1 protein-coding gene and 1 pseudogene are annotated in these 2,503 nt (G+C 67.2%); both read right to left on the reverse strand.

All coding sequences use genetic code 11. The features are described from left to right. A pseudogene (locus tag IT540_RS08520) lies at positions 1-969 on the reverse strand (hypothetical protein); the annotation flags it as partial. Beyond that, positions 950-2,476, reverse strand: coding sequence for a hypothetical protein (locus IT540_RS08525; protein ID WP_291175809.1), 1,527 nt, complete (start codon positions 2,474-2,476; stop codon positions 950-952). The pseudogene IT540_RS08520 and the gene IT540_RS08525, both read right to left, overlap by 20 nt. Between the last annotated feature and the right edge of the window lie 27 nt (positions 2,477-2,503).

The following is a 2,503-nucleotide window of genomic DNA, read 5'->3' on the forward strand; positions in this document are numbered from 1 at the left end:
CAGCGGCTCGAGTTCGCCGATGGAGCCGCTCTCGGGCGTGTACAGCAGCATCGCGATTTCGTTGTCGTCGAGTTTGTCGGCCTGGTACGCCGCCAGGCTGATGTAGATGCGGTTGAGGGGGATGTAGCGCTTGATATCCACCATGCGGACGATTTCGAGATAGCCTTTGTCCTTCTTGAAATCGAGCCAATATTGGTCCGGATGCTTGAACAGCAGCATCTGCACCCGACCGAGCGCGGTTTTGAAATCCATGACGTCGGCGCTGACGAAGGTGACGCTTCCGGGCGGCGCCGCGCCGATCACCGGCAAGCTGGCCATGCGTCCGAAGTTCTCGATCAACTCGGCGTACGTGCCGTCCTTGATGCTGAACTGGTACTCGCGTTCGTTGTAGCTCTTGAGGTACTGCTCGGCGGCCATGTTACGGGAAACTTCAATCTCCTCGCCTGGCGCGGCTTCGCCCGGGGCCGCCTCAGCCGGAGCGGGCGTCGCTTCAGCCGGGGGCTTGGCGCCGCGTCCCGACCTGCGGCCGGGACGGCCAGCCGGACTGGGACTCGGCGAGGGCGAAGGGGATGCCGTCTGACCGCGCATGCCGCGGCGGCCCGCCGTGGGCCGCGGCGTCGGCGCCGGAGCGGCCTCGTCAGCCGGCTCGGGCGTGGGCGGACCCGCCTGGTCGGCGGGCGGCGGCGGCGTGCTCTGCCCCATCAACTCGGCATACTTCTGGCCCAGCGCAACGAGTTCCTCCAATTCGGCGTCGGTCGGATCGTTACGACTCGCCAGTTCATTGATGCGCTTCTCGATCTCAGCCGGCGTGGTCGGCTCATCGGCCCGCGCCCCTGAACCGGCGGACCACACGCCCAGCGCCGCGATCAGCAGCAGTGCCGGCCAGGCCCGCGGCGCGCAGCGCGCGAATCGGCGGGGGTGCGGAGCGTTCATCGTTACCTGACGGCTGTTATTCCGGTGGAGCGACATCGTCGTTCTCCTCATTGGGTTTATCAGTAGGTGGCGACGCGGGCCGCCGCGGACCGCGGGCCGGGGTCGCCGGGCTGGTCCCGGCGCGGGATGCGCCGGGCCGCGTCGCTGCGGGCGTCTTGCCCTCGGCTGTCGCCGGAATTGCCGTGCCATCCCCCGCGGCGGGCTTGGACACGGCAGCCGAGCGACTGCTTCCGGCGTCTTGTACCGCAGCCGGCTTGTGGCGCCGCGGCGTAGTCTGCGAATTCCCAGCGCCGTCCTCGTCCATGGGAACGGCTGCGCCGGCGGCCTGGGCCGGCGGCAGCGGTGGCCCCATTTCGTCGTATCCGGGCAGCGTCGCGAGCTGCTCGACGGCTTCGGTCAACGCCTGATCCTGCTCCTCGGGCGTGACGCCCGCCGTCACCAGCGGAGCCGAAGCCGGCGGTGCTACAGCCGAAGGCGGAGGCGCCACTTCGCCGCGATCCTGCAAATACTGCCGCGCTGCGACGTAGATTTCCGGCCAACTGGCTGCGGAGTCCTCCAGGCGCATGCGCGCATTGAGCAGCTCGCCGATGGGATACACCCAGTACCCGTCGTCGCGCTCGGCCGTCTTCTTGTGCACGACGGCGCCGAGGGCGTGCACGAGCACCAGCTCGCCGCCGTCAAACGGCTCACCCGCCGCGACGTAGCGCGTTGAGAAATCCATGATATTCTCGAGCAGCACCTCGCGCACCCAGTAGTCCCCGGAACCGTAGCCGCTGACCATCTTGATCATCAGGTCCTTGGCGTCGGTCCACTCGTCAGGACCGCCGCGCACCGGCGGAGGCCCGGGCGGGGGCGTTCTTGGCTCTTCCACGATCGGGATCTTGGGCGGGTCGATGGTTGGTTCCACCCAGGGGTTGAACGGCCGCCAGTTGAGCAGCATGTTGGTGTCGGCGCTGGCAATGCGGTTGAACTCCTCCGGCTGCTTGCCGGTCGGCAGGCTCCACCCTTCCGCGGCCGGCAGCAGCATCGTTTCGATCTCGGCGTCGAGCGTCACCTCGTCGTGCTCGGCCTTGTGCGCCGACGGCGTCGGCACGAGCCGCAGGCTCGAGAGCCGCGCCACGTAGGGAATCTTGTAGAACTCGCGCACGAACTCCATGCACTGCGCGAATGTGCCCCGGGCATTCACCGAAATCTTCAGCGTCGCGATCTTGCTCTTCTGATTGACCGTGACGGGCTTGGGCGTGATACGCCCGCCGAGCTTCACCGAGCTCAACAGGCTGTTCAGCCGCTCGTACCAGTCGTCCTGCCATTTCGAGGGATCGATACCGCCGTTGCGAACCACGAAGTCGCGGTACTTGTCATGCAGCGTGGTCTCCAGCGCGTCGTGCTTCTCCTGCTTTTCCACCAGCTCCGCCTGCGCCGCCTCCACGCCCTGGTCGCCCTCGAACATCGGGCGAATCGTGCGCGGATACATGTACAGGCCCAGCGCCAGCACCACGACGCCCGCAAAGCCCATCGCCAGTTTTCTTTCGCGTTGACTCATCGATCGTCGACTCCGCCGCCAACATGC

This window comes from Hyphomicrobium sp. (genome assembly GCF_020852195.1).
GTDB lineage: Bacteria > Pseudomonadota > Alphaproteobacteria > Rhizobiales > Hyphomicrobiaceae > Hyphomicrobium_C.